Origin of the sequence: Neisseria sp. KEM232 (genome assembly GCF_002237445.1) — a bacterium.
In the GTDB taxonomy this organism is placed as follows: Bacteria; Pseudomonadota; Gammaproteobacteria; order Burkholderiales; family Neisseriaceae; genus Neisseria.
In genome coordinates this window covers 2,209,995-2,234,195 of sequence record NZ_CP022527.1, presented here as the reverse complement: position 1 = coordinate 2,234,195, position 24,201 = coordinate 2,209,995, and the positions used below count along the sequence as shown (strand labels likewise).

The following is a 24,201-nucleotide window of genomic DNA, read 5'->3' as shown; positions in this document are numbered from 1 at the left end:
TTGCTCCATCAACACTAAGCTTTTTTGGTCTCAGGCATCCGCAAGCAGTTTGCCCCGCAGCGAGAAAGTGAAGGCTTCGGTAATTTCGATATCGACCATTTCGTTAATCAGATCGGGGCTGCCGGTAAAGTTGACAACGCGGTTATTGGCCGTGCGCGCCTGTAATTGGTCAGGGTCTTTTTTCGACACACCTTCAACCAAGCAGCGCTGCACGGTGCCTATCATGGTTTGGTTGATGCGTGCGGTTTCGGCTTCGATAACTTCGTTCAGTGCTTCGAGACGGCGCACTTTTTCTTCATGCGGGGTGTCGTCGTGCAGACTCGCCGCCGGTGTGCCCGGGCGGGGGCTGTAGATAAAGACAAAGCTCAAATCAAAGGCGATGTCTTTTACCAGTTTCAGGGTCTGCTCGAATTCGCGCTCGGTTTCACTAGGAAAGCCGACAATAAAATCGCTGCTCAGGCACAAGTCGGGACGGATGGCGCGCAGTTTGCGGATGATGGATTTGTATTCAAGGGCGGTATAGCCGCGTTTCATGGCCGAAAGGACGCGGTCTGAACCGCTTTGGATCGGCAGGTGCAGATGGGAAACGAGTTTGGGCAGGTCGCGGTAGCATTCGATGATGGCATCGGAAAATTCGCGCGGGTGGCTGGTGGTAAAGCGGATACGATCGATACCGGGGATTTCATGGACAATGCGCAGCAGGGTGGCGAAATCGCAGATGCCGCCGTCGTCCATCAGGCCGCGGTAGGCGTTAACGTTTTGTCCCAACAGATTGATTTCTTTTACGCCTTGTTGTGCCAAGCCTGCGATTTCGGCGAGCACGTCGGCAAGCGGTCGGGAAAATTCTTCGCCGCGCGTGTAGGGAACAACGCAGAAGGAGCAATACTTGGAGCAGCCTTCCATGATGGAGATAAATGCGGCGCCGCCGTCCACACGGGCGGGGGGAAGATGGTCGAATTTTTCGATTTCGGGAAATGAAATATCGACCTGCGGGCGGCCGGTGTGTTTTTTATCGTCAATCAGCTTGGGCAGGCGGTGTAAAGTTTGCGGGCCGAACACCACATCAACAAAAGGAGCGCGCTTCACAATCGCTTCCCCTTCCTGAGAAGCAACGCAACCGGCCACGCCGATAATCAAATCGGGATTTTTGTCTTTGAGCGGACGAACACGTCCCAAATCGGAAAAAACTTTTTCCTGCGCCTTCTCCCGAACGGAACAGGTGTTAAACAAAATAATGTCCGCCTCATCAGGTTCGGATACTTGCTCGATACCTCCATGCTCTTCTTCCAAAACGGAAAGCATTTTTTCGCTGTCGTATTCGTTCATTTGGCAGCCGAAGGTGCGGATAAAGACTTTTTTCATGGTGTGGTTCTTTCTCAGGTTGCCCGTAATTGCGGGGCTGATTGTTGTAAAAAGCGGCGGATTATAGAGTATTTTCCAAAAAAAATAAAATTAAATCACGCAATTACGATTTATAGTGAGTCGAAAAAAAAGGGGGCTGTACTAGATAAGCCCTAAATTTCACACCACCGGCGCAGCACTTTAAGCTGCTCGGAGGGTGTGCCAAAGTTAAAACGGAACTCGCATTCTTTCAAGAAAAGCGGGAAAGATTTACGGTCGATTCCATTGTATTTGCGCAGTACGCGCTTTGCCTGATTCCAGAAATTTTCAATGCCGTTGATATGGTTCTGTCTGTCGGCAAACAGCTTGCTGTGATTAATTACCAAAAACAGCTGGAACAATATTCAGAAATGCCAAAGGTTTACTTGGATGAAACGGGTTTTGATACTTTCTATTACCGCCCGTATGCCTATGCCTTGAGGGGACAGATTGTCAAAGCGCGGATTTCCGGCAAACGCTATGAAAGAATGTCATTGGTTGCCGCCCGTGCGGATGGGAAACTGATTGCGCCGATGGTTTACAAAGGCACGATGGAAAGCAGCTTGTTTGAAGCGTGGTTTGGGCAGTTTCTGTTGAAGGAACTTAAAGAGCCTTCGGTCATTATTATGGATAACGCCCGTTTTCACAGGATGGCGGTACTGCGTGAAATGTAGAAAATCCTAGCGTTGTTTACAGTATTCCAAGGACAATACTGTCATGAACATGCACAAAAACACCCGCCTTACCCCGCACCACCGCCAAGCCATTTGGACGGCTTACACGCAGGAAAAAGAAAGCGTTATCTCACTTGCCCGCCGCTACATGGTCAGCCGGCCCACTATCTACCGCATACTCAAAGCCGCGCGCGGCAGGCTGCTCGTGCCGCAAAACAGTACCAACAACCGCTTCAAGCAGGCGTATTACGGAATGCGGCGCTTGGCGTGCCATCCAAGAGAAACTCAAAAAGCAGGCCAAACGCTACAACAAGTCCTATCCCGGCGAAATGGTGCATGTCGATACCAAACGGCTGCCGCTGCTCAAAGGACAAAAAGCCACCGATAAGCGCGATTACCTGTTTGTTGCCATTGACAATTTCTCCCGGTGTCTTATACAACTCTTCCTGTCGTTCTCGGGACACGGTGGTTTCTCTCCAAGGCATGGTAGGGATTCCGTCTGTTGGGACGGGGGAAGTGTTACCTATGTCTTCGTACGGGTGTTACCTTTGTGTCCGGTCTGTACACGCGCGGGGGAGGGAGTTTGGTGCGCGACGGGGTTGGCGGTTTCAAAAACGGTATCCCGGCGTAGGCGTAGGCAGCATTTCGGGTTTTAGTTTGGCCGACACTGCTTTGAGGCCGTCTGAAAAGGGTTTCAGACGGCCTCTGTGTCAGGCCGCGTCGAGCAGCCAGCGGCGGAGTTTGTCTTCGTCTTCTATATAAAGAAGGGCGGTTTCGGCTGCGGCGGCTTTGAGGGTGAGGGCGGTTTGGTGCAGGATGCCGTGGCGGAAGTAGTGGATTTGCCAGATGTCGTCGGGGCGGCTGTCGGCGAGGAGGGCGGCAAGGTTGGTGCAGGCGCGGCCGTTGACGGCGGTGATTTTGTCCTGCGGGCAGAGGGCGGCGTTTTCGGCGCTGCCGCCGTTGAGGATGTGGGTGAGGATGGCGTGGTCGGTTTTTTGCGTGAAACGGGCGCCGAGGTCGGCGGCGGGTTCGGGCGGGGCGATGGGTGCGCCGATAAGGCCACCGCCGTGGCTGCGGGGCAGAGGGGCGTATTGCAGGCCGATGCCGACGGTGTGCAGGCAGTCGGCGAGGGGGAGTTCGTCTGTGGTGTATAAGGCCGTCTGAAAGAAGGCGGCGAGGTTAAGGCCGGTGATTTGTTGGCAGCGGGTTTGCCATTGTTGTTCTTCTATGCCGCGTTGGGTGGCGAGCCAGTCGCGGTAGAGTTGTTGCATGACGGTGTCGAGGGAGTGGGCGCCGCTGCTTTTTTGCCGGATGAGGAGGTCGAGGCAGAGGGCGGCGAGGGCGCCTTGCTGGTAGTAGCTGACGAGGGCGTTGGGGGCGTTTTCGTCGGCTTTGTAGTATTTGTGCCAGGCGGTGTAGGAGGATTGGGCTAGGGTTTGTTTCAGACGGCCTTTGTTTTGGCGTACGCGGGTGATGTTTTTGGCCAGGAGGGTGAGGTATTTTTCGGGGGTGATGACGTGGCTGCGGGCGAGGATGAGGTCGTCGTAGTAGGCGGTGATGCCTTCGAATGCCCAGAGTTGTTCGGTGTGGTTTTCGCGGTCGAGGTCGTAGGGGGCGAAGGCGGCGGGTTTGACGGATTTGACGTTCCAAGCGTGGAAGTATTCGTGCGAAAAGAGGCCGAGCAGTTCGGTGTAGGCGGGGGCGGCCTCGCCCATGCCGTGCGGCGGCAGGCTGTTGCGGTCGGCGTGCAGGGCGGTGCTGCTGCGGTGTTCGAGGCCGCCGTAGATGTTGTCGCCGAGGTGGAGGAGGAAGAGGTATTCGGCAAACGGGGCAGGCGCGGGGAAGAGGGCGAGTTGGGTTTCGCAGATGCGTTGCATGTCGTCGCGCAGGCGTCGGCGGTCGAAGTCGGAATAATGGCCGCTGAGGGCGATGCGGTGGGGGATGCCGTGTGCTTGGAATGCGATGGTTTCGATGTGTCCGAGTTCGACGGGGTGGTCGATGAGTTCGCCGTAGGAGGCCGTCTGAAAGGTGTTTGCGCCGACGGCGGGCAGGGTGGTGGCGGTCTGCCAGTCTGCGGGCAGGTTTTGTAGGACGAGGGTTTGGGTTTCGTTCAGACGGCCTTCGAGGGCGAAAAGGAGGCAGGCACCGTCGAAGAAGCCGCGTTCGGCGGTGAGGTAGGAGGCGCGCACGGAGAGGTCGTAGGCGTAGACGGTGTAGCGGATGCACCACTCGCCGGCGAGTGGTTCGGTCTGCCAGGTGTTTTTGGCGGTTTGCCGCAGGGCGGCGGGGCGGCCGTTGTGTTCGGCGTGGATTTCGACGATGTGGCGGGCGAAATCGCGTATGGTGTAGCTGCCGGGCACCCAGTTGGCGAGTTTTAACACGGCGGATGTGGCGGCGTTTTGGGTGAAGGTGAGGGTGATGTGCCAGTAATGGGCTTTGGGTTCGGGGCTGAGGGTGTGGGTAATCATGATGAAAATTTAATGGCTCAATAGGATTGGGCAATGTTAAAAATTAATTGATTGGTGTCAAATCATAAATTAGTTAAAATCTATAACCTTGTAAAGTGTATGGAAATTTAGTGTAAAGATTGCCGCTTTACCTTGACGGGCGGGCTTTCTTTTCCGCTTTCCGGCCATTATGGCAGCGTGCAAACGGGCTGCCAAGCGGCGGATTCTCTGTATGCTTGGTTCGGCAAAACGGCCGTCTGAAAAAGGCGGCCGCAGCAAATTGATGGAAAAACGGCTTTGCGCGGCGGGTTTCGGCGTGCCGCAGAATCGACCGGATTTATTTTCCGTGTTTAATGGAGACTTTCATGGAAGCGCAAACTTATAACTACAAAGTGGTGCGGCAGTTCGCCGTCATGACTGTAGTTTGGGGGATTGTGGGTATGCTGGTCGGCGTGATCGCCGCCGCGCAGCTTTTCTGGCCCGCACTCAATCTGTCTGAAATCGGCCCGTGGTTCCACTTCGGCCGCATCCGTCCGCTGCATACCAATGCGGTGATTTTCGCCTTCGGCGGCTGCGGTCTGATCGGTACGTCTTACTATGTGGTGCAGCGTACCTGCAACACCCGTCTCTTCGGCGGCTGGCTGCCCGCATTCACGTTTTGGGGCTGGCAGGCCGTGATTTTGGCCGCTGCCGTCAGCTTTCCTATGGGCTGGACGCAGGGTAAGGAATACGCCGAGCTGGAATGGCCGGTCGATATTCTGATTACGCTGGTGTGGGTGGCTTATGCCGTGGTGTTCTTCGGTACTATCGCCAAACGCAAAATCAAGCATATCTATGTGGCAAACTGGTTCTACGGCGGCTTTATTCTCGCCGTTGCCCTCTTGCATATCGTCAACAACCTCAGCCTGCCGGTCGGCCCGATGAAATCGTATCCGATTTATTCCGGCGCCATCGATGCGATGGTGCAGTGGTGGTACGGCCATAACGCCGTGGGCTTCTTCCTGACCGCAGGCTTCCTCGGCATGATGTACTACTTCGTGCCCAAGCAGGCCGGTCGTCCCGTTTATTCCTACCGTCTCTCCGTCGTGCACTTCTGGGCGCTGATTTTCACCTATATGTGGGCGGGTCCGCACCATCTGCACTACACCGCGCTGCCCGACTGGACGCAGTCTGTCGGCATGGTTTTGTCGCTGATTCTCTTTGCACCCTCTTGGGGCGGCATGATCAACGGCATCATGACCCTCTCCGGCGCGTGGGGCAAACTGCGCACCGACCCGATTCTGAAATTCCTCATCGTTTCCCTGTCCTTCTACGGTATGTCCACCTTTGAAGGCCCGATGATGTCGATCAAAACCGTCAACGCTCTGAGCCACTACACCGACTGGACAGTCGGCCACGTACACGCCGGCGCGCTCGGCTGGGTGGGCTTCGTTACCATCGGTTCGGTCTACTACATGATTCCCCGCCTGTTCGGCCAAAAAGAAATGTACAGCACCAAACTCATCGACGCGCACTTCTGGATTGCCACCATCGGCGTCGTCCTCTATATCGCCTCGATGTGGATTGCCGGTGTGATGCAGGGACTGATGTGGGGCGCGCTCAACGAAGACGGCACGCTGACCTTCGCCTTTGTCGAGGGCGTGAAAGAAAGCATGCGCTTTTATGTCATCCGTTTTTCAGGCGGCCTCCTTTACCTGAGCGGCATGTGCATCATGGGCTACAACGTTTACCGTACCATCATGAACGGCAAACCGGTTGAAGCGGAAATTCCCGCCGTGGCCGAAACGCAGCACCATTAATATAAGAAAGACGGGCTACCAAAAATGAAACTGCAACAACTAGTCGAAGAAAAAGTCGGCGTCCTCATCGTGTTTACCCTGCTGGTGGTCAGCGTGGGTCTGCTGATCGAAGTCGTCCCACTGTTCTTCTCTCCGGCGGTTACCAAACCGATCGAAGGAGTCAAACCCTACAACGCCCTGCAAGTGGCCGGCCGCGACATCTACGTGCGTGAAGGCTGCTACAACTGCCACTCGCAGATGATCCGTCCCTTCCGTGCCGAAACCGAACGCTACGGCCACTACTCCGTGGCCGGAGAATCGGTTTACGACCGGCCCTTCCAATGGGGTTCCAAACGCACAGGTCCCGATTTGGCGCGTGTCGGCGGCCGCTATTCCGACGAATGGCACCGCATCCACCTGCTGAACCCACGCGACGTCGTGCCCGAGTCCAATATGCCCGCCTTCCCCTGGCTGGCGCGCAACAAAGTCGATCCGGCTCAGGTTGTCGCCCACATGAAAGGCCTGAAAGCTTTGGGCACACCCTACACCGACGAAGAAATTGCCAAAGCTCCCGAAGAGCTGAAAGACAAATCCGAATTGGAAGCGGTAATCGCCTACCTGCAGGGTTTGGGCTTGGCCTTGAAAAACGTAAGGTAACACCATGGACGTTAACTGGGCGCGCAGTCTGTTTACCGTAGCGGTATTCGTCAGCTTCATGCTGGTTCTGTACATCGTTCTGAACAAGCGCAATAAAACGAACTACGACGAAGCGTCGCACAGCATCATCGACGACGACGACACCCCGCACGGTAACGACAACGACAGTCCCGTCCGTTAACCCGTGGCACGGAGCTAAAAACAATGAACACAACATCCCATTTCACCAGTGATTTCTGGAACTACTACATCATCGGCATCATCGTCCTCAGCTTTATCGGCCTGATCTGGCTTCTGCTGTCGCAGAACAAAGTCAAGCCCCTGCCCAAAGGCGAAGACGTCAAAACCACCGGCCACGACTGGGACGGCATCGAGGAATACAACAACCCCATGCCCCGCTGGTGGTTCTACCTCTACATCCTCACCTGGCTGTTCGGCATCGGCTACCTCGCCCTCTACCCCGGCCTCGGCGACTTCAAAGGCCTGCGCAACTGGACCAGCGTCGGCGAATACCGCGCCGAAGTGGACGCGGCCAAAGCCAAATACGGCACCATCTATGCCAAATACGGCAAAATGTCCGTAGAAGACACCGCCAAACAGCCCGAAGCCCGCACCATCGGCAAAAACCTGTTCGACACCTACTGCATCCAGTGTCACGGCTCCGATGCTAAAGGCTCGCGCGGCTTCCCCAACCTCACCGACGCCGACTGGCTCTACGGCGGCACTCCGGAAAAAATCCAGGAAACCATCACCAAAGGCCGCACCGGCATCATGGCCTCCTGGGGGCCCAAACTCGGTGAAGAAGGCGTGAAAGACGTTGCCAACTACGTCCTCTCCCTGTCCAAACCGGAAGAGCAATACGACGCCGAACGCGCCGAACGCGGCAAAGTCCTGTTCAACGGCCCGCCCGCAAACTGCTTTACCTGCCACGGCGACAAAGGCCAGGGCGTCCGCGGCCTCGGCCCCAACCTCACCGACGATGTATGGCTGTGGGGCGGCACCCAGAAAGCCATTATCGAAACCGTTACCAACGGCCACCACAACCAAATGCCGGCTTGGGAAGGCTTCCTCGATAAAGATAAAATCCACCTGCTGACCGCCTACGTTTGGGGCTTGTCGCACAAAGACGGTAAAGCGCTGAAAACCGACAGCGAAAACGAACTGGGCAAAAAAGCCGCCGCAGTGGCCGCAGCCGAGCCGAAAAAAGCCGAGCCCGCCCCTGCTCCTGCCGCAGCCGCTCCCGAAGCCGCCGCTTCCGCTCCTGCCTCAGAAAGCAAACCCGCGGAAACCGCCGCCGCCAAACCCGGACAGGCCGCCGCGCCTGCGGCCGACGGCAAAAAAGTGTTCGACGGCCTGTGCTTCGGCTGCCACGGCGCGAACTCCGCCATTCCCGACACCCCGCGCATCACCCACAAAGACGAATGGGCGCCGCGCATCAAAAAAGGCAAAGACACCCTGTTCAAACACGCCATCGAAGGCTTCACCGACAAAGGCATGATGCCCGCCAAAGGCGGCAACACCGCCCTCTCCGACGACGAAGTCAAAGCGGCCGTGGTCTACATGGTGAACGAATCCGGCGGCAAGTTCTAAACACCGTCCGAGTGCAAATAAAAAAAGGTATGCGGCCAACGCATACCTTTTTCTGCTTTGAGGCCGTCTGAAAAGTCCAAAACGGCTTTTTCAGACGGCCTTTTCGCGTCGTATAGTGAGCCAAAATAAAAAAGGGGCTTAGGAAGCAAAAATCATTTTAAAGGATCATTCCGCAACATTTTCAGCAGTACTTTGTACAAATCATCATGCCTGTGATTGAAGCGAAATTCAGTTTCTTTCAGATGCAAGTAAAACGTATGTTTTGCTACACCATGTTGTGTATCAGACGGTGTTTTGCATAACTCCAAAACGACTCAATACCGTTAATATGTTGCGCTACACGAGCAAACTCATTGGAGCTGGACTAGATCGTACAGCTCGCGGGAGAAATCGTCAATGGCAACAAACAGGTAATCGCGCTTATCGGTGGCTTTTTGTCCTTTTATAGTGAGCCAAAATAAAAAATCTACGGCGTTGCTGCGCCTTGCCGTATTACCCATACTGTCTGCGGCTTGCTGCCTTGTATCTTTTTTATTTTGGCTCACTATAGCAGCGGCAGCCGTTTGGTATCGACGTGCACCATTTCGCTGGGATAGGGCTTGTTGTAGCGTTTGGCCTGCTTTTTGAATTTCTCTTGGATGGCACGTTCCACTTTGGCCAAGCGGCGTATTCCGTAATACGCTTGTTTGAAGCGGTTGTTGGTGCTGTTTTGCGGCACGAGCAATTTAATCCGTGCGGCTTTGAGGATGCGGTAGATAGTGGGCCGGCTGACCATGTAGCGGCGGGCAAGTGAGATAACGCTTTCTTTTTCCTGCGTGTAAGCCGTCCAAATGGCTTGGCGGTGGTGCGGGGTAAGGCGGGTGTTTTTGTGTATGTTCATGACAGTATTGTCCTTGGAATACTGTAAACAACGCTAGGATTTTCTACAACTGTGAGCCAAAATGAAAAGATACCAAGCAGCAATGCCATAGATTTTTGTGTGGGCTCACAATTAGTTAAAAATTGCGGCGGATTGTATCCAAAGAGCGGATGGCATGCGGCAAAATTCCGCGTTTTGGCAAGCGAAACAAAACGGCGGCTGCCAAACGGACGCCGCCTATTTTTCCACCAAAAAACGCCCTACCCCGCCTGTTCCACAGCCAATCTGATATGCGGTTTCGTCCCTTCTTTTGTCTGCTCCTTCTGCAACGCTTCCGACAGCAGCCCCAAATCCGCGAGTTGTTCCTGAGTCAGCAGATTGCTCCAATCGCCCTTTTTATACCACTCTTCTCCGTCCAATTCGCACGGATGCTGGATACGCTCGCAACCGTTTCCGCACTGCAAATCGTCTGCCGAACAATACTTGTCACATCCCCAGCATATACGCTCGGGGCGCTTGGGATGAATGGGAAATTTTTTGGCCATTTGAACCTCCTGCAAAAAACAGGCGGATGATACGCCTGTTTTTCGAGCACTCCCAATCAAATTTTCTTTTTCAGCCCGTCTATTTTTTGGCGGCGGGAGCGGGCCGCGGCAGATGTGGAGTAGAGACAGGCGGCGTGCAGGGGCAGGGACGCATTCCCGTAACCGTGGACGGCACCGAGCAGGCGATTACCGTGTGGCGCGGCTACGCGGGCGCGAACAACCGCAACTATGTCGACCCCAACATCATCAGCAGCGTCTATGTCGAAAAAGGCCCCTCCCTCAGCCGCGACGTGAAAAGCGGCATCGGCGGTTCGGTGGCCATGAAAACCATCGATGCCGACGATATTGTCCCCGATGGGCAGAAATACGGCCTCGAAGTCAAAGTCGAAACCTCCAATAATTCCATCAGACAGCGCAAAAACGTTTACGAAGATTCGGTTGACTACCGCACCCTGCCCGAGCCCGCCTACGCCACCGGCGGCATCTGGCGTGCCATGCTCGACGGCTCCGACCGCGTAGATCAGCGTTTTTCCGGCCGCAACAAATTCTTCAAAGACAAAGCTTACCGCATCGCCGCCGCCACCAAACAGGACAACTTCGATGCCATGCTTGCCTACGCCTACCGCAGCAAAGGCAATTATTTTTCCGGCAAAAAAGGCGCGGAACGCTACGGCTACATCGGGCCGTGGACGCAGGAAACCCTAGACAAGCTCAAACGCCTCCAAGAAGAAGCCGCTGCAAGAGGAGAAAAGTTTTGGGGAAGCGAAAACATGCTCGGCTCACCCAATATCGCCCGAGTCGGCCTGTTTTTCCACCCCGGCGGCGAAGTTTCCAACACCTCGCTCGAAACCGAATCATGGATAGGCAAAACCACCTTCCGCCTGCCGCACCGCCAAACCCTCAAACTCGGCCTGCGGCGCACCAACACCACCTTCGGCGACGTCATGCCCTCACGCATCATCGGCCCCATCAGCAGCAAAGCCGAAGACCTCAACAAAATCGCCGAATGGCCGCGCTCGTGGGTGAAACAGAATTCCGCCAACATCGATTACACCTTCAAACCCGAAAACAGCCGCTGGATCGATTTCACCGCAACCCTATGGACAACCCGCACCAAATCCAAAACCAACACCGCCGGCGGCGCACCCGGCGACACCTTATATGAAGACAATGAATTCCAACGCCGCTACGACAGCGAAATCGGTTTGTGGCAATCCCTGATGCAGCAATGGCCGCATTTGAGCCCCAGCGAACGGCAGGACTTGATTGATGCCGGATACAGCCCCGACAAAAAGCCCAAAGTCGATCCCACCACACCCAACACCGACGGCAGGTTCAATACCGTTCAAGGCCAAGCCTATTACGCCAAAAACGACCGCAACGGCTTCACTTTCTCCAACCGCATGAAACTGCATCCCAAGCTGGATTTGACCGTGATGGGCGACTACCAATACGAAAAACTGCGTTCGCGCGACGAATATTCCGACGAACTGCGCTGGATGGGCATGGACAAATACAAAGACGAAATTACCAACAATACTATCCGTGCTAACTATGAATTAAGCCGTTTCGGCTACCCGCGCAACGGGCGGCGGCACGAAGCCAATTTGGGCTTCAATTTTCATTTTAAGCCTACAAACTGGCTGGACTTGACTGCGGGGGTGAGATATACGCATTTCAGCATTAACGATGACGGCAGGGTTGCCAAAGAAGGTTTGACCGTTTTCGGGTATCCGATACCGATAAACAGAGGCCAGGGAATAGTCTTTACCCGCATTGCCACACCTGAAGAATATGCGGTTTATAAAGCAGCAAAAGCCGTATCCGATGAAACGCTTGATGAGATGTGGAAAAGGCAGGAGTTTGTTCGGGCGGAGACAATTAAAGAGCAGCAGAAATTCCTCAAATTGAACGATCAGGGCGTGCCTTATCTTGTATATGATTCGAGATTTATCAATCCGCAAACAAAAGACAATCCCGATTTTCCCAAATTTGCCTATCACTATACCGAGCCCTATGACAAACCTCTGCCGCCTGTTTTGTATTGGGATAAGGATTCATCAGGCCGTCTGAAACTTGAAAACAACCCCATGCTGAATAATCAGCACAAAGATATTCTGGATGCCGCTGCGGAAAATCCCGCCTACGATCCCAATGACCCTAATAGTCCGAAAACGGCTAAAAAATATATTGTTACGGATAAGTTTGAAAATATAAACAACGCCAGCCAAGCCGAATTAAACCGCATCCGGCATCAAAAAGGCGGCGGCTGGGCACCCGCTTTTTCCGCCACAATAAACCTTACCGACCACGCCCGTGTCTACCTGCGCTATACCGAAACCCTGCGCTATCCCAGTATTTTTGAAGGCACATACGGATTCTCCAACTTTGACGGCGGCTTCAACCGTGCCGGCTGGGGCTGGAAACCCGAACACGCCAAAAACTGGGAAGTCGGCTACATCCATGATTTAACGGGCGCATTCCCCAAAATGCGCCGCGCCGACTTCCGCGTCAACTACTTCCACAACAAAACCAAAAACATCATCGACCGTGATCAATATTTGGAGTTTGAACAGTTTGAAAAACAAGTGAAGACAGGCGTGGAGCTTTCTGCCCGCTTCGACAGCGGCAGAGTATTCGGAAGCTTGGGCGTATTGAGAAATCTTAAAAATGAAATGTGCGATGAGCTGTATGCCATACTGCGGGATGAATCATCAAATTACGACTATTTAAAACCCGGCTCGGGCGGTAAAGCACCTTCTTGCAACCACGGAGGAGTCAGCGATTCGGGTTATCTGGCTTCTGCGCTGCAACCGCGCTGGTCGATTGATGCCGACCTCGGCGCACGTTTCTTCGGCGAAAAACTGGAAACAGGACTGCGCTTCCACTACCACAGCCGCATTAAGAAAAACCGTGATGAGGCATGGGAAAATTACCGCAAAGACCCAAAAGCACTGTATCCCAATTATCAAATCATCGGGCAGGAATGGCAGCCCGTCGCCACATGGGATTTATACCTGCGCTACAAAATCCGCAAAAACATCACCGCCGAACTGGTGGGGACGAATCTGACCGACCGCTATTATCTTGATCCGCTTAGTCCTTCCTACATGCCCGCCCCCGGCCGCACCCTCCGCTTCGGCATCACCGCCAAATGGTAAAGGCCGTTCCCGCGCAGGCGGGAACGGCCTCAAATCGGTTTGAAACCCAAAAGGCCGTCTGAAACCGAAAATCCCGCCGCGCACCTGCCCCCTCTCCTGCGCTCCAGGCGCGGGGGAGGGTTGGGGAGGGGGTAGCAGTTCGCAGAACTGCATTTGGCCGATGTCCTGCAAAAGCTGCCGCAGCGGCGCAAGCCTCCACCCTAACCCTCCCCCGCAAGCGGGAGAGGGAACGCTGTTACCCGATAGGTTTCAGACGGCCTCAAATCAGTTTGAAACCTAAAAGGCCGTCTGAAACCGAAACGCCGCATACCTGACTCCCTCCCCCTCAGGGGCGGGAGAGGGAACGCAGCCCGTAGGTAGTAGGATACCTGTGCCCGAAGGCCGTCTGAAAATCTCGAATCGGGCGTTTCAGACGGCCTTTTGCTGCACAAAGCGCAGGAGGGCGTCGCGGTTGGAGGGGGAGGTGGCTTTTTCGGCGGCTTTTTCGGCGGGCAGCCAGAGGAGGGCGGTGTGTTCGCTCAGGCGGACGGGGGTGTTGCGTGGGATTTGGGCAGAGAAGAGGTGTTCGGTGTTGCGGGTGACGCCTGCGGGGTAGCGGTGGCGCCAGTGGGGGTAGATTTCGTATTCGGTGCTGTATTGCCAGTCGTGCAGGTTTTCGCGTTTAAGGGCGACGCCGGTTTCTTCGTACACTTCGCGCAGGGCGGCGTCGGTGGGGCTTTCGCCTGCTTCGAGGCTGCCGGTGACCGACTGCCAGAAGCCGGCGCGGTCGGCACGTTCGAGCAGCAGGGCGTTGCCGCATCCGTCGTGGAGGACGACGAGCACGGACACGGGGATTTTCGGTGCTTTGGCGGGGCGGTTTTCAGACGGCATGGTTGTTTTCCTGCTGCTTGGTCTGCGCATCGGCCTGTCCGCCTGCGGTGTGAGAGAGGTCGTTGAGGATGCGTACCTCGCGCTGGGGGTAGGGGAAGGAGATGTTTTCTTCTTTGAAGCGCTGCCAGATGTCGAGGCGGATGGCGGAGAAGAGGTCGAGGAAGCCGTTTTCGGGGTCTTTCACCCAAAAGCCCAGCTGCAGGTCGATGCCGTCGGCGGCAAAGCCGGTGAGGTAGGCTTTGGGGCGGCTGCCTTCGCTAGTGTCGATGCGGCTTTGTTTGGCGGCGGCTTCGGTCATGATTTGCATGGCGCGCAGGATGTCGGAGTCGTAGGAGACTTGGATGTCGATGCTCTGGCGCAGGGCTTTGGCGGTGTAGGACTCGTTGATCACCATGTTGGTGATAAAGGTTTCGTTGGGTATCAGCGCTTCCGTGCCCGCGCCGCTGCGCAATACGACGAAGCGGGAGGTGATTTTGGTGACGTAGCCGGTGAAGCTGTTGACGGTGAGGCGGTCGCCGGGGCGGATGGAGCGGTCGCCCAAGATAAGGAAACCGGAGATGTAGTTGCTCGCCACTTTCTGCAAACCGAAACCGATGCCGACGCCGAGCGCGCCGCCGAAGACGGAAAGCACGGTGAGGTCTATGCCCACCAGCGGCAGGGCGATCAGCACGGAGAGGACGATGAGCACGATGCGTACGATGTTGGACAGCATGATGCGCAGGCTCAAATCCAGATGGGTGTTGGCCATCAGCCGCGCCTGCACAAACTGCGCCAGCCACATGGTGAAGACCAATATCACGCCTATCCACAGCAGGCCGGTGCTCACTGTCCACAGGCTCAATTTGGCCGAGCCGACGGAGAAAACCAGCCCCTGCATCCAGCGGATGATGATGTCGTCGATGCCCGACACCCACAGCACGAAGGCGCACCACAAAACGGCGGACAGGCTGCGTTCGAGGCGGTCGCTCCACGGTTTGTCGGGCAGCGCGGCATGGAGCACGGCCATAACGGTGCGGATGGCCACCATCCAGTTGGCGGCCAGAATCAGCAGGCGCAGCCACACGGACGTGTGTCCCGACAGCACCCACACCGCCAGCGCTGCCGCGCCGCCCAGCCACATCAGCACCGGCCACAGGATGCGCCTGCCGATATGGTGCAGCAGCTTGTGTTGTTCCGGGGAGGGGCGGCGTTTGAGCAGCCATTCGGAGAGCTGCCACATTGCCGCCATCAGCGCCAGCGCGATGCCCAGCTCCACCCAGCCCGAGGTCTGGCGGATGCTGCTTTCGAGCAGGTGGGAGGTAAATTCGGACGGGGCGAACAGGCCGGCGAGAAAGCTGTAAAGGCCGTCTGAAAAAGCGGCGGCGGGGAATTGTGCGGTCATGGGCGAAAGTGTGTGTGGTGTGAAAAAGAAGGCGGATTATACGGATTTTGTGCGGCGGCGGCGTATCGGACGGAGGCCGTCTGAAAGGGCGAAACGGGCTTTCAGACGGCCTGAACGGGTTTGGTTTTCATCAGGCGGCGCAGGGTTGGCGCAGCGGATGCCCCGAAGGCCGTCTGAAACCTTATCCGCTTGCGGCCGCGTGCCGCGTTACAGGTTTTTGCGCATCAGTTCGCAGCCGACGGAAACGGAGGGGTTGAGCGGCAGCACGGCTTTGCCCAGTGATTCGTAGCCGTTGAGGCGGTAGAAGCTGACGGAGTTGGTGGAGGCGTAGAGTTTGAGAAAGCCCAGCGAGGCTTGTTCGGCCAGGGTTTCGGCGCGTTGCAGCAGGGCGGTGCCCAGCCCCTGGTTGTGCATGAAGGGGTGGACGTAGAGGGCGTCGAGCTGCGCTTCTTTCAAATCGAGCTGAAAGAAACCCTGTATGTTGCCTTTGAATTCGGCCACCCACAGCTCGCGTTTGGGGTCGGCCAGCGTTTCCAGGTAGCTGTCGGGCGCGAGCAGTTCGCGCCAGGCTTCGAGGACAGTGGCGTCGTAGCTGCTGCGGCAGGTGTATTGGACGGCGTATTCGTGAACGTGGTAGATGTCGGCGCAGTCGGCCGGTGCGGCGGGGCGCAGTACGGTTAGGATGGGCATGACATATCCTGTGGGCGGAACTCGGGTCAAACGGGAAGCGGGCAGGCGGCGATTATAGCGGATAAAGGCACGCCGCCGCCCTACCATGCGGTAAAAGGCCGTCTGAAAAATGTGTAATGCGCTCCCCGCATCGCGGCGAATCCGCGTGCCTGTCGGAAAACGGCAGCCGTGCGTTTTATCGTGCCGGCAGCCGAAACCGCGTGCGGGATGGGGGATACAGTTGCAACACAGAGGCCGTCTGAAAAGCACTTTTCAGACGGCCTCTGTGTTGCACGGAGCAGCGGTTACAGTAGGCTGTGCAGCTTTTGCGCCTGTTGCAGCGCGGTGTCGGCATCGTCGGCAAACACGGTGAAATGTCCCATTTTGCGGCCGGGTCGGGCGGCTTTTTTGCCGTACAGGTGCAGATGGGCGCGCGCGTCGCTTTGCAGCGGCAGCCAATTCGGTTCGCTGCCGTTTTCGCCCCATACGTCGCCCAGAATATTCGCCATGCAGCAGGGCGAAAGCAAACGGGTATCCGCGGGCGGCAGGCCGCACATCAGGCGCACTTGCTGTTGGAACTGGCTGGCGGCGCAGGCGCCGATGGTGTGGTGGCCGGAATTGTGCGGGCGCGGCGCGATTTCGTTGACAACCAGCTTCTGCGTATCGCCGACGACAAACATTTCCACCGCCAACACGCCCACATAATCCAACTCGTCGGCCAGGCGCACGGCCATCTGCTGCGCCTGCTGCTGAATCTCCGCACTCAAACGCGCAGGCACGATGGAATAAGCCAAAATGCCGTTTTCGTGAATATTTTCGGCCGGGTCGTAGGTGCACACGTTTTCGCTGTTCAGACGGCATACGACTACGGAAATTTCGCCGCGCAAATCCACCATTTTTTCCAGCACGCATTCCACGCCGCCCAATTCGGCAAACGCGGCTTTGGCCTCGGCCAGCGTTTTCACGCGGATTTGGCCTTTGCCGTCGTAGCCCAGCGTGGCGGTTTTCAAAATGCCGGGCAGCAGAGCCGCGCTGTTTTCGCTAAGGTCGTCTGAAGATTTCACCGCCTGATACGGCGCGGTTTGCAGACCGGCCGCGCGGATACGCGCTTTTTCCAAAATGCGGTTTTGCGCTACGGCCACGCAGTCGCCGCTTGGCGATACGATTGTATGCCGCGCCAGTTCGCGCATCGCGTCGGCATTGACGTTTTCAAACTCGGTGGTTACGGCGGCGCATTTTGCCAACTCGGCGAGCGCGGCCGCATCGTCAAACGGCGCGCACAAATGGCGGTCGGCAAACGCGGCGGCTGGCGCGTTCGGGTCGGGGTCGAGCACGGTTACGCCGTAGCCCATGGTTTTGGCGGCAGCGGCAAACATACGGCCGAGCTGGCCGCCGCCGAGTATGCCGAGCATGGCGGGAGGGAGGATGGGAGTCGGGTTCATATTGCGTATCTCTTTTGATGGGGCGGGTGCAGGTTGCGGCAATGTTTTCAGACGGCCTCAAGCTGTATTGAGGCCGTCTGAAACTATTTGTCCAGCCCTTCCTGCACCATCTGCGCGGCGCGGATAACGGCGCGGGCTTTATTTTGGGTTTCCTGCCATTCGGCTTCGGGGTCGGAATCGGCCACCACGCCCGCGCCGCTTTGCACGTGCAGCGTGCCGTTTTTAATCACGGCAGTGCGGATGGCGATGGCCAGATCCATGTCGTTGTTGAAGCTCCATACGCCGACTGCGCCGCCGTAGATGCCGCGTTTTTCGGGCTCGAGCTCTTCGATGATTTCCATCGCGCGCACTTTGGGCGCGCCGGAGAGCGTGCCGGCGGGGAAGGTGGCGGCGAGGATGTCGATGTTGCTTACGCCTTCTTTCAGACGGCCTTCGACGTTGGAGACGATGTGCATCACGTGCGAGTATTTTTCGACGGTCATTTTTTCGGTCACGCGCACTTGGCCGGTTTGGCTGATGCGGCCGACGTCGTTGCGGCCGAGGTCGATGAGCATGACGTGTTCGGCGGTTTCTTTGGCGTCGTTCAGCAAATCCTGTTCGTTGGCGGCATCTTCTTCGGGCGTGGTGCCGCGCAGGCGGGTGCCGGCGATGGGGCGGACGATGACTTTGTCTTTTTCGCGGCGCACGAGTATTTCGGGCGATGAGCCGACGATGTGGAAGTCGTCGAAATTGTAATAAAACAGATAGGGTGAGGGGTTGAGCGTGCGCAGGGCGCGGTAGAGCGAGAGCGGGCTGTCGGCAAAGGGCATGCCCATGCGTTGGCTGGGGACGACCTGCATGCAGTCGCCTGCACAGATGTAGTCTTTGATTTTTTCGACACAGGCTTTAAACGGTTCTTGGCCGAAGCTGCTGGCGGCTTCGGTTTTGCCGCTGCCCAGGGAAAGCGGGATGGCGCAGTTTTGCCGCAGCTGGACGCGGATGTCTTCGAGGCGGGCGCGGGCGCGCTCGTATGCGTCGGCCTCGCCCGGGTCGGCGTAAACGATAAGGTGGATTTTGCCGCTGAGGTTGTCGATAACGGCCAACTCTTCGGAGAGCATCATGAGGATGTCAGGCGCGCCGATGCGGTCGGCTTTGACGGGGTGTTTCAGACGGCCTGCGAGGTGTTCGAAGTAATAGACGGTTTCGTAGCCGAAATAGCCGACGAGGCCGCCGGTGAAGCGCGGCAGGCCGGGGATTTCGGGCGTGTGGAAACGCTTGTGGAAGGCTTCGATAAATTCCAGCGGGTTGCCCCTGTGCTGTTCGATAATGACGCCGTCTTCATACAGGCTGATTTCGCGGCCGGAGGCTTTGATGTAGGTGTTCGAGCCGAGGCCGACGAAGGAGTAGCGGCCGAAGCGTTCGCCGCCGACGACGGATTCGAGCAGGTAGGTGTAGGGGCGGTTGGCGAGTTTGAGGTAGATGGACAGCGGGGTATCCAGGTCGGCCAGCAGCTCCTGCACGAGGGGGATGCGGTTGTAGCCGGCGGCGGCTTGGGCGAGGTATTGTTGTTTGCTAATCATGGTTTCAGACGGCCTCTCGGTGTGGCGTTGCGGGGGCGGCGGAAGAAAGAGGCCGTCTGAAAACATTCCGTTCAGACGGCCTCTTTGTCCGCGTCAGACGACGGCTTCTTCTTTTTTCTCTTTCACGCGGGCGATGTTTTCGCGGCTGAGGCCGAACAGTAGCAGCAGCGGGCTGGCGACGAGAACGGAAGAGTAGACGCCGAAGACGATGCCGATGGTGAGCGCCATCGCAAAGCCGTGCAGCGCGGCGCCGCCGAAGAGGAGCATGGAGAGCACCATGGCTTCGGTCGAGCCGTGGGTGATGACGGTGCGGCTCATGGTGGCGGTGATGGCGTTGTCGATAACCTCGGGCACGGTGTGGTCGCGCATGGTGCTTTTGCGGAAGTTTTCGCGGATACGGTCGAACACCACCACCGATTCGTTCACCGAGTAGCCCAAAACGGCCAGCACGCCGGCCAGCACGGTGAGGGAAAATTCCCATTGGAAGAGGGCGAAGCAGCCGAGGATGATGACCACGTCGTGCATATTGGCGATGATGGCCGACACGGCAAAGCGCCACTCGAAACGCATGGAGAGGTAGAGGATGATGCCGACGACGACCATGCCCAGCGCAATCAGGCCGTTGTGCACCAGCTCGTCGCCGACCTGCGGGCCGATGAATTCGACCTGACGCAGCTGCACGGAAGCATCGCTTTTTTTTAGGATGTCCATGGTTTGGTTGGAGAGCTGGGCGGTGGTGGTGCCCGCTTTGTTGGGCAGGCGGATCATCAGGTGGCGGTCGCTGTTGACGGTTTGCACCTGCACGTCGCCCAGATTGAGCGCGTCGAGATCCGTGCGCACTTTGTCGACGTCGGCCGCTTGGGCGTATTCGACTTCCATCACCGTGCCGCCGGTGAATTCCACCGAGAAATTCAAGCCTTTGACGGCAAGGAAAACGACGGCGAGGATAAAGGTGGCAAGCGAGATGAAGGTGGTGAGCTTGCCGTATTTCATAAACGGGATGTCGCGTTTGAAGCGGAACAGTTCCATTGGTTTACTCCTTGTCTGCCGCGGCGGCGGGACAGATGTCGCCGCCGATGGAAATGCTTTGCAGCTTGCGTTTGCGGCCGTACCACAGGTTGACGAACATGCGCGACACGACCACCGACGAGAACATCGAGGTCAGAATGCCCAGACAGTGCACCACGGCGAAGCCGCGCACGGGGCCGGAGCCGAACAGCAGGAGGGCGATACCGGCAATCAGTGAGGTGATGTTGGAATCGACGATGGTGTCCCAGGCGTGTTTGTAGCCTTCGGCAATGGCGGCCTGCGGCTTGACGCCGTCGCGCAATTCTTCTCGGATACGCTCGTTAATCAATACGTTGGAGTCGATGGCCATACCCAGCGTCAGCGCCATGGCGGCGATGCCGGGCAGAGTGAGCGTGGCACCCAGCCAGGAGAGGGCGGCCACCAGAAGCAGCAGGTTGGACACCAGCGCGATCACGGAGAAGAAGCCCATCAGGCGGTAGTAGACCACCATGAACACGGCCACGACGACAAAGCCCCACAGCGTCGAATCCATGCCTTTTTTGATGTTTTCCGCACCGAGCGAGGCGCCGATGGTGCGCTCTTCGACGATTTCCATCGGCGCGGCCAGCGAACCGGCACGCAGCAGCAGGGAAATGTCTTCGGCTTCGGCGCGGCTCATGCTGCCGGAGATAATGGTTTTGCCGTTGGGAATCGGCTCGTTGATAACCGGCGCGGTGACGACTTCGGCCTTGCCCTGTTCCACCAGCACCATCGCCATGCGTTTGCCGACATTGTTGCGGGTGAGGTCGGCGAAGATGGCGGCGCCGGCGTTGTTGAAGCTGACGTTGACGCCGGGCAGGCCGCGGTCGTTTTGCCCGGCCTGCGCGTCGTCGATGTTGTCGCCGGTCAGCTCCACCTGTTTGCTCAGCAGCAGTTGGGCGGGCTGCTCGCCGGCGGTTTTCAGCAGCTCGTAGCCTTCGGGCACATTGCCCTCACGCGCGGCGGCATAGGCGGACTGGTCTTCGTTGACCATGCGCACTTCGAGCGTGGCGGTGCGGCCGATGATGTCTTTGGCCTTGGCAGTGTCCTGCACGCCGGGCAGTTGGACGACGATGCGGTCGGCCCCCGCCTGTTGGATAACCGGCTCGGCCACGCCCAATTCGTTGACGCGGTTGTGCAGGGTGGTGATGTTTTGTTCGACGGCCTGTTTGCGGATGTTGGCCACGGTTTGTTCGGGCAGGGTGAGAATCAGGCGGCTGCCGTCGGAAGTGAGGGTGGCTTCGGGAAACAGGCGTTGCAGCTGCGGCAGGATTTTTTCCAATTCCGCCGCGTCTTGGAAGGGCACGGCCAGGCTGTTGTCGTTGACGGCAATCTGGCCGCTGCGGATTTTCTCTTTGCGCAGTTCGCGGCGGATGTCGCCCGCGTAGCGCTCGAAGGTTTTCTGCATCGCGGCCTTCATGTCCACCTGCATGGTGAAATGCACGCCGCCGCGCAGATCGAGGCCGAGGAACATCGGTTTCGCGCCGATTTTCGCCATCCAGTCGGGCGTGTTGGCGATTTGGTTCAAAGCCGTGATATAGCCTTCGCCCAGCGCGTTTTCAATCACTGAGCGGGCTTTCATCTGCGTTTGCGAGTCTTTGAAACGCACTTTGAGCGAGCCGTCGGCAATAAACATGCCGTCGTCGGCAATGTCCGCCGCTTTGAGCGCTTCGGCAACGCGTGCCTCCGTGCGGCTGTCGATGGCGAGCGACTGGCGGTTGGTGGACACCTGCACCGCCAGCGTGTCGCCGTAGAAATTCGGTATGGTGTAGAGCAGCCCCAGCGCGAGCACGGCTGTGACCAGGAGATATTTCCACAGGGGATAACGGTTCATAATCAAACCTTCAAAGGGAAAACCGTCTGATGCCTGCAATCACAGGCGGCGTTTTCAGACGGCCTTGTCGGAAAGAAACGGCTTATTCGGGGTTTTTCGCGGCCACGGAGTTGCGTTCGACCTGCACTTCGACATTGCGGGCGATTTCCACCGTGAAGAATTTTTCGCCGGTTTTGGTGATTTTGCCGGCAATGCCCGAAGCCAGAAGCACTTTGTCGCCGGCTTTCAATGAGGCCAGCATTTCCTGATGGGCTTTAAATTTCTTCTGCTGCGGCCGCATAATCAGGAAGTAAAACACCACCAGAATCAGCGCGAGGGGTGCAAACTGCATCAGGGCGCCGGGCTGTTGCACGGCATCGGCGGCGTAGGCTAATCCAATCATGGTTCTGTCCTTGTCTCGTGTGGAAAAAACGGCTGCGGCGCAAGCGCCGCGAAAAACGGCATATTCTAAATGGCGCGCGGTTTTTTTCCAAGAATTTTCGCCGCCTGCGCCTTTCAGACGGCCATACGGGCAAAACCGCGCTTGTTGCGGCCGTCTGAAACGGGTATAAACCGCAGCTTTCGTTTTCAGACGGCCTTTTCAGACGGCCTCAGCAAAGGATAACGCCATGAACACCACCTTCCCCGAATTCCTGCAACAACACATCGAGCAACACGGCCTGAGCGCCGAGCTGGGCGGCGTCGTGCAAACCATAGCCGCCGCCTGCGTGAACATCGGCGCACAAGTGCGTCTCGGCGCGCTGGCGGGCGTGCTCGGCACGGCGGGCAGCGGCAACATCCAGGGCGAAGAGCAGAAAAAGCTCGACGTGATTGCCAACAACATCCTGATCGACGCGCTCAAAGCCAACCCTCATGTGGCAGGTCTCGCCAGCGAAGAAGAAGACAGCTTCGTCGCCTGCGCTTCAGACGGCCGCTATCTCGTGCTGTTCGACCCGCTCGACGGCTCGTCCAATATCGACGTCAACATCTCCGTCGGCACGATATTTTCCGTGCTCGCCAAACCCGCAGGCGCGCTCGACACCGCCTCCTTCCTGCAAAGCGGCAGTAAGCAGCTTGCCGCAGGCTATGTGCTCTACGGCCCGCAAACCCAGCTGGTTGTCACCTTCGGCCGCGGCGTCAACGTCTTTACGCTCAACGCCGATAACCAATTCATCCTCACGCAGAGCAATCCGCAAGTGCCGCCGCAGACGAAGGAATTCGCCATCAATGCCTCCAACCGCCGCCACTGGTTCGCCCCCGTGCGGCAATATATCGACGAACTGCTGGCGGGCGAAACCGGGCCGCGCGGCAAAAACTACAATATGCGCTGGGTGGCCAGCATGGTGGCCGAAGTGCACCGCATCCTGATGCGCGGCGGCGTGTTCATGTATCCGCAGGACGCGCGGGACCCGTCCAAGCCCGGCAAACTGCGCCTGATGTACGAAGCCAACCCCATGAGCCTGATTATGCGCGAAGCGGGCGGCGCGGCCTCCGACACCGCGCGGCAGATACTCGACATCGAGCCGCAGGGGCTGCACCAGCGCGTTGCCGTCGTCCTCGGCAGCCGCGACGAAGTGGCCTATGTCGACACCCTGCACGCGCAGTAAACGCGGCGGACAATCTGCCGCGCAGGCTTTTGCCTTGCGTCGGAATACGCACAAGGCTGTCGACCGTTCGCATGTCGGCAGGGCTTATTAACCGCCCCAGCGGTTCGGTGAAAAGTAAAAATAGCGGGCAAGAGGATAGTGCAAGATGGAACGGCGCAATTTGTGGCGTGTGGTGAAAACGGCATTTGCAGGCAATCTGTTGGTAGGAGCGGTGTCGAATTTGGTTTTCGCAGCGTTTTTTGACATGGATAAAGCCCTTGTTTTTTTCTGACGGCTCTGCTGCCGTGGAGTCTGTTTAATGCACTGATTTTCTCTCTGACAGCGGCAGTTGCGGCTTGGATGATGTCGGATCAGATATGGCATCCGCGCTGGCACGGCAGGCTGCTTGCCGGTTCTCTGCTGTGGGGATTGACATCCTGTATCGGCGCACTGCCACTGATAAAAAACTGGCTGTCGATGGGAACATGCGGAATGCTGGTTGCATGGTTGTGCATACGGCGCGGTAGGGTATCCTGAAAAACCGTTTTTGTTTTTTTTACGGAACAGTATAAACGTCGCGTAGCTCATCAATAGGCTGTGTCGCGCAGCGGCGCACGCGTTCCCTGCAGTACCCGATACACCCGAAGGCCGTCTGAAAGCGCAATCGTTTTTTCAGATGGCCTTTGTCTGTCCGCGCGGGTTTCCGCAAAACTGCAAACCGTGTGCCGTCGCGCGGCACGTCT

General features: G+C 57.3%; 17 protein-coding genes and 6 pseudogenes. 8 read left to right on the top strand and 15 right to left on the bottom strand.

Annotated elements, in window-relative coordinates:
- Window positions 1-30: 30 nt before the first annotated feature.
- A complete protein-coding gene (gene miaB / locus CGZ77_RS11115) occupies window positions 31-1,362 on the bottom strand; it encodes a tRNA (N6-isopentenyl adenosine(37)-C2)-methylthiotransferase MiaB (RefSeq protein ID WP_009425761.1) in 1,332 nt (443 codons plus the stop codon).
- 152 nt (window positions 1,363-1,514) lie between these two features.
- A pseudogene (locus tag CGZ77_RS11110) lies at window positions 1,515-1,721 on the bottom strand (transposase); the annotation flags it as partial.
- Here CGZ77_RS11110 and CGZ77_RS11105 point away from each other — a divergent pair.
- A pseudogene (locus tag CGZ77_RS11105) lies at window positions 1,713-2,051 on the top strand (transposase); the annotation flags it as partial. The pseudogenes CGZ77_RS11110 and CGZ77_RS11105 sit on opposite strands and share 9 nt — an antisense overlap.
- Window positions 2,052-2,097: 46 nt before the next feature.
- Window positions 2,098-2,503, top strand: a pseudogene (locus CGZ77_RS12550) (hypothetical protein); the annotation flags it as partial.
- 261 nt (window positions 2,504-2,764) lie between these two features.
- Here the strand turns inward: CGZ77_RS12550 and CGZ77_RS11095 are convergent.
- Window positions 2,765-4,522: a M61 family metallopeptidase gene (locus CGZ77_RS11095; RefSeq protein WP_009425115.1), complete on the bottom strand. Its 1,758-nt coding sequence runs from the start codon at window positions 4,520-4,522 to the stop codon at window positions 2,765-2,767.
- 344 nt (window positions 4,523-4,866) lie between these two features.
- On the opposite strand from CGZ77_RS11095, the gene ccoN reads away from it, so the two are divergent.
- From ccoN to ccoP, 4 genes are read left to right on the top strand one after another with little or no spacing between them, the layout of a single operon-like run.
- Complete coding sequence (gene ccoN / locus CGZ77_RS11090) at window positions 4,867-6,300, top strand: cytochrome-c oxidase, cbb3-type subunit I (RefSeq protein ID WP_198142876.1); 1,434 nt, start codon at window positions 4,867-4,869, stop codon at window positions 6,298-6,300.
- 24 nt (window positions 6,301-6,324) lie between these two features.
- Window positions 6,325-6,936: a cytochrome-c oxidase, cbb3-type subunit II gene (gene ccoO / locus CGZ77_RS11085; protein ID WP_009425112.1), complete on the top strand. Its 612-nt coding sequence runs from the start codon at window positions 6,325-6,327 to the stop codon at window positions 6,934-6,936.
- Window positions 6,937-6,940: 4 nt separating this feature from the next.
- Entirely contained in the window at window positions 6,941-7,117 is a 177-nt protein-coding gene (locus CGZ77_RS11080; RefSeq protein ID WP_009425111.1) for a CcoQ/FixQ family Cbb3-type cytochrome c oxidase assembly chaperone, read from the top strand.
- Between the two features lie 23 nt (window positions 7,118-7,140).
- Complete coding sequence (gene ccoP / locus CGZ77_RS11075) at window positions 7,141-8,526, top strand: cytochrome-c oxidase, cbb3-type subunit III (RefSeq protein ID WP_009425110.1); 1,386 nt, start codon at window positions 7,141-7,143, stop codon at window positions 8,524-8,526.
- Between the two features lie 152 nt (window positions 8,527-8,678).
- Here the strand turns inward: ccoP and CGZ77_RS11070 are convergent.
- From CGZ77_RS11070 to CGZ77_RS11060, 4 genes and pseudogenes are all read right to left on the bottom strand, one after another.
- Window positions 8,679-8,884, bottom strand: a pseudogene (locus CGZ77_RS11070) (IS1595 family transposase); the annotation flags it as partial.
- Between the two features lie 13 nt (window positions 8,885-8,897).
- A pseudogene (locus tag CGZ77_RS12800) lies at window positions 8,898-8,969 on the bottom strand (transposase); the annotation flags it as partial.
- A 104-nt stretch (window positions 8,970-9,073) separates the two neighbouring features.
- Window positions 9,074-9,406 (bottom strand): annotated as a pseudogene (locus tag CGZ77_RS11065) (IS481 family transposase); the annotation flags it as partial.
- Window positions 9,407-9,645: 239 nt separating this feature from the next.
- Window positions 9,646-9,930 carry a DUF3079 domain-containing protein gene (locus CGZ77_RS11060; protein ID WP_062546253.1) on the bottom strand — a complete coding sequence of 95 codons (285 nt, stop codon included), beginning with the start codon at window positions 9,928-9,930 and terminating at the stop codon, window positions 9,646-9,648.
- Between the two features lie 26 nt (window positions 9,931-9,956).
- Here CGZ77_RS11060 and CGZ77_RS11055 point away from each other — a divergent pair, with 26 nt between their 5' ends.
- A complete protein-coding gene (locus CGZ77_RS11055) occupies window positions 9,957-13,091 on the top strand; it encodes a TonB-dependent receptor domain-containing protein (RefSeq protein WP_232504837.1) in 3,135 nt (1,044 codons plus the stop codon).
- Window positions 13,092-13,499: 408 nt separating this feature from the next.
- On the opposite strand, the gene nudB is transcribed toward CGZ77_RS11055, so the two are convergent.
- The 8 genes from nudB to yajC form a co-directional block, all read right to left on the bottom strand.
- Window positions 13,500-13,961 (bottom strand): dihydroneopterin triphosphate diphosphatase, encoded by a 462-nt coding sequence (gene nudB / locus CGZ77_RS11050; RefSeq protein ID WP_009427182.1) that lies wholly within the window; start codon window positions 13,959-13,961, stop codon window positions 13,500-13,502.
- Window positions 13,951-15,342, bottom strand: a complete 1,392-nt coding sequence (locus CGZ77_RS11045) for a mechanosensitive ion channel family protein (protein WP_009427181.1) — start codon at window positions 15,340-15,342, stop codon at window positions 13,951-13,953. The genes nudB and CGZ77_RS11045 overlap by 11 nt, the downstream gene beginning before the upstream one ends.
- Before the next feature lie 207 nt (window positions 15,343-15,549).
- Window positions 15,550-16,032 carry a GNAT family N-acetyltransferase gene (locus tag CGZ77_RS11040; protein ID WP_009427180.1) on the bottom strand — a complete coding sequence of 161 codons (483 nt, stop codon included), beginning with the start codon at window positions 16,030-16,032 and terminating at the stop codon, window positions 15,550-15,552.
- A 284-nt stretch (window positions 16,033-16,316) separates the two neighbouring features.
- The gene (locus tag CGZ77_RS11035) at window positions 16,317-17,453 is read right to left on the bottom strand and encodes a 5-(carboxyamino)imidazole ribonucleotide synthase (protein ID WP_094031179.1); all 1,137 of its coding nucleotides are present in this window, start codon (window positions 17,451-17,453) and stop codon (window positions 16,317-16,319) included.
- A gap of 83 nt (window positions 17,454-17,536) precedes the next feature.
- Window positions 17,537-19,012, bottom strand: a complete 1,476-nt coding sequence (gene trpE / locus CGZ77_RS11030; protein WP_036496624.1) for an anthranilate synthase component I — start codon at window positions 19,010-19,012, stop codon at window positions 17,537-17,539.
- 93 nt (window positions 19,013-19,105) lie between these two features.
- Window positions 19,106-20,041, bottom strand: a complete 936-nt coding sequence (secF, locus tag CGZ77_RS11025; RefSeq protein WP_009427176.1) for a protein translocase subunit SecF — start codon at window positions 20,039-20,041, stop codon at window positions 19,106-19,108.
- Window positions 20,042-20,045: 4 nt separating this feature from the next.
- A complete protein-coding gene (gene secD, locus CGZ77_RS11020; protein WP_009427175.1) occupies window positions 20,046-21,893 on the bottom strand; it encodes a protein translocase subunit SecD in 1,848 nt (615 codons plus the stop codon).
- An 82-nt stretch (window positions 21,894-21,975) separates the two neighbouring features.
- Window positions 21,976-22,275 carry a preprotein translocase subunit YajC gene (yajC, locus tag CGZ77_RS11015; protein ID WP_009427174.1) on the bottom strand — a complete coding sequence of 100 codons (300 nt, stop codon included), beginning with the start codon at window positions 22,273-22,275 and terminating at the stop codon, window positions 21,976-21,978.
- A 226-nt stretch (window positions 22,276-22,501) separates the two neighbouring features.
- Between yajC and CGZ77_RS11010 the strand changes: the two genes are divergently transcribed.
- Window positions 22,502-23,479 carry a class 1 fructose-bisphosphatase gene (locus CGZ77_RS11010; protein WP_009427172.1) on the top strand — a complete coding sequence of 326 codons (978 nt, stop codon included), beginning with the start codon at window positions 22,502-22,504 and terminating at the stop codon, window positions 23,477-23,479.
- The last annotated feature ends 722 nt before the right edge of the window (window positions 23,480-24,201 follow it).